Source organism: Acinetobacter sp. YH01006, assembly GCF_013420445.1.
Classification (GTDB): Bacteria; Pseudomonadota; Gammaproteobacteria; order Pseudomonadales; family Moraxellaceae; genus Acinetobacter; species Acinetobacter pseudolwoffii.
Genome location: NZ_VOYB01000058.1, coordinates 1 through 3,293 on the forward strand (window position 1 = coordinate 1; position 3,293 = coordinate 3,293).

The following is a 3,293-nucleotide window of genomic DNA, read 5'->3' on the forward strand; positions in this document are numbered from 1 at the left end:
TCTGATAGAGAAGGGTTTGCTCGGGTCGGTGGCTCTGGTAACGACCAGTATCCCGATCCCGGCTGGCCGTCCTGGCCGCCACATGAGGCATGTTCCGCGTCCTTGCAATACTGTGTTTACATACAGTGATGTGTGCTTAAAAAACAGGAGGGTTTAACTTGGTAAACTATACATACTCATTAGGAGTTTACCATGAGCAAGAAACAGAAGACTTACACCGCAGAATTTAAAGCTGAAGCCATAAAAGCCATTGAAGAGAACCAAGGTAATGTATCGGAATCCGCTAGACAACTTGGCATTTCAATGCAAACCCTTTCGAACTGGAATAACAAAGCAAAGGCTGGAACTTTAGCAGGCACAAAACAGTATTCGCCCGATCTAAACGCCTTACTCGAAGAAAATAAGAAGCTTAAACAACAGCTCAAAACAGCTGAAATGGAACGTGAATTTTTAAAAAAGGCAGCAGCGTACTTTGCCAAAGAAAGTCAGTGAGGTACGCCTATATGAAATCGCAAAGCCACTTATTTCCGATTATTTTAATGGCTCGATTACTTCGTGTATCCGTTTCTCGCTTTTATGATTGGCTAAAGCGAGGCATGAGTAAAAGATCAATTCAGCGAAATCAGCAGACAATTTTGGTCAAAATAGCCCATGAAGAAACCAAACAAAGCTATGGCTATGTTCGATTAACCAAGCATTTACAAGCGCAAGGTATCAAAATAAGTACGTATGCTGTGCGCCAAATAAAAAAATCAAATCAGTTGTATTGTAAGCGCCATAAGCGTTTCAAAAGAACCACGAACAGTGATCACAACCGTTCTATTTATGACAATTTACTCAAGCAACAGTTTTCAATGACGAAGCCTAATCTTGCGTGGTCGAGTGACATTACCTACATTTGGACGGCTGAGGGCTGGTTGTACTTGGCAGCTGTCAAAGATCTTTACACGAAACAGGTTGTTGGCTATAGCTTAAATGAGCGCATGACAGCCAAGCTTGTTTGTGATGCATTGAATATGGCTATTCGCAATCAGAAACCTGCTAAAGATCTCATTGTACATTCAGATAGAGGCAGCCAATATTGCAGTAATGAATATCGAAACTTACTTGAGAAATTTGATTTTCAGGGTTCAATGAGCAAAAAAGGCGACTGCTTTGATAATGCACCGATAGAGAGTTTCTGGGGCATACTCAAAAATGAACTAGTCCATCATCGCAACTACAAAACAAGGGAAGAAGCCAAAGCGGATATTACAAAATATATAGAGTTATTTTATAATCAGCGAAGAATTCAAAAAGGCTTGGATTTTAAGACACCAAATCAAATGGCAGAAGACTTTTATCGGTTAGCTGCCTAGAATCTCCCAAGTGAAAGTCTCCTGCTAATTCAGCACACATCACTGTTGATAAATTTTCTAAACAAAAAGGATCAAACTAATCTATAAGCTTTGTGGGTTAGAAAAAAAATAACTCACTTTGCATTGATCATATTTAAATTCTTGTTTTATCCATAGCACTAACCTATTAATTTTAAAAAATAATAGGTACTGGCTAAATAGCAAATCGATACATATCTTTTTCATAGAGGAAATATGATTTTAGTAAGTTCTTGTCTGGCTGGCTTAAAGGTACGTTATAACGGGACGCATAGCTTAAACGAAAAAATCGAAAAATTAGTCAAAGATGGAAAAGCTACTATGGTATGTCCAGAGATTCTTGGCGGTTTATCAACACCACGCGAACCTGCCGAGATTTCGGGAGGTAATGGCGATGATGTCTTAGATGGAAAAGCCTGTGTAATTGAAAAATCAGGAAAGGATGTGACTTCAATCTATATTGAAGGGGCATATAGAACTTTAAAAAAAGTTCAATTATTAAAAGCTACTCTGGTAGTGCTTAAAGAAAATAGCCCTTCATGTGGTAGTTCAATGATTTACGATGGTCAATTTAATGGGAATAAGATCTATGGCAATGGAGTTACCTCCGCTTTGCTTAAACGTCATAATATAAAAGTCATTTCAGAAGAAACTTTTTGGCAACTTTTACCCTAGTTCCTCCGCTTTTATTTAAAATCTTCATGCAACTCCAACCACGCCCCCCTTTGCAATATCAAGTCTCTTCGGTATTTAGAGATATAGTGAGGTAATAATCTAAGAAGCATATCCATTACTTCCACATCAGTTAAAAAGTAGTGGTTCAATTTTATGCTGTAATTCTTTAACAATTTTAGCAAGCTGATCATGTAAAACTAACCAACATTGCTCATGACCTTGCCCAATATATTCATCTATTATGAGTTGCAAAATGTCTTGATCTATCTGACTTAAGAATTCTAAAAACCATGTCGCAGCAACATCCTTGGCAACTATTGTTTTATGATCTAATGTATAAGCTATACGGCATAGCGCTAAAATTTGATTACATTCATCCTGATCGTCTTTCCAATGAGCAATAATTTGTGGATAAGTTTTTTGCATGGCAAATATTAATTGTTCATAGCTAATTGGATTTAACCAATCGCAAATATCAGGTCCAAAGATAGTAATGTTATGTAATTGGGCAGTTTTAAGTAAAATACTAATATCTGGATCAGATTGACTATAAAGTAATTCACCTTTGAGTAATTCTTCTCTCAACCACTCGCCATATTGTAGCTGATATGTATATGGATGATTTTTATTGGTAATACTCCCTTTTTCTAATATCGTAATTTCTAAGGCACGCGCTGTAGCATGACCAATCGGAACAGATATATTTAGAAAATTCTGCGCTAATTGTTTTCTTTCCTGATCGGTAATTTCACGTTCAATAATAACTAAAATATCAAGATCACTTTTATGTTTTAAACCACCATCAACATACGAACCATATAAATAAATAGCATAAAGCTTATCTTTAAAATTTTTTTGTAAAAGCTGTTTTACACTTTCAACTTGGCGACACTCTTCATCATTTAAGCTTTGCATATGATTTTTAATTTAAAAAAATAAGTAATGAATTCATAGAGCATTATACAGAATAAGTGTAAATAATTTAATCAATTAGTAAATAACATACTATTTTTACAATATATTTACTTTCAATATAGAGTTTAATACATAAAACTCTATCAATCAAAAAAAGCTTGAAACAACATCTGAATAGTAAGAGTCATTTCCTCCTCACTTAGAGATGGATCCGGAAATTTGAACAACTCCTATAAGTGATACTCTGCTCCTCAAATGATGTTATAAACATCAATATATGGAGTATTTTATGGCACGTAGACCAAGAAGAAATCATTCAAACGACTT

The 3,293-nt window shown here is 35.5% G+C and carries 3 protein-coding genes; 2 read left to right on the forward strand and 1 reads right to left on the reverse strand.

Going from position 1 to position 3,293, the window contains the following annotated elements:
• Positions 1 to 192: 192 nt before the first annotated feature.
• Positions 193 to 1,358 (forward strand): IS3 family transposase gene (locus FTT73_RS15880; RefSeq protein WP_119285041.1). Its coding sequence is split into 2 segments (ribosomal slippage): positions 193 to 451 and positions 451 to 1,358, totalling 1,167 coding nucleotides; the frame shifts between segments, so codons are not numbered across the junction.
• A 234-nt stretch (positions 1,359 to 1,592) separates the two neighbouring features.
• On the forward strand, positions 1,593 to 2,051 hold the full coding sequence (locus tag FTT73_RS15885; RefSeq protein WP_077170035.1) for a DUF523 domain-containing protein: 459 nt from the start codon (positions 1,593 to 1,595) through the stop codon (positions 2,049 to 2,051).
• A 126-nt stretch (positions 2,052 to 2,177) separates the two neighbouring features.
• Here FTT73_RS15885 and FTT73_RS15890 read toward each other — a convergent pair whose 3' ends face one another.
• A complete protein-coding gene (locus FTT73_RS15890) occupies positions 2,178 to 2,966 on the reverse strand; it encodes an aminoglycoside adenylyltransferase domain-containing protein (RefSeq protein WP_038350081.1) in 789 nt (262 codons plus the stop codon).
• Between the last annotated feature and the right edge of the window lie 327 nt (positions 2,967 to 3,293).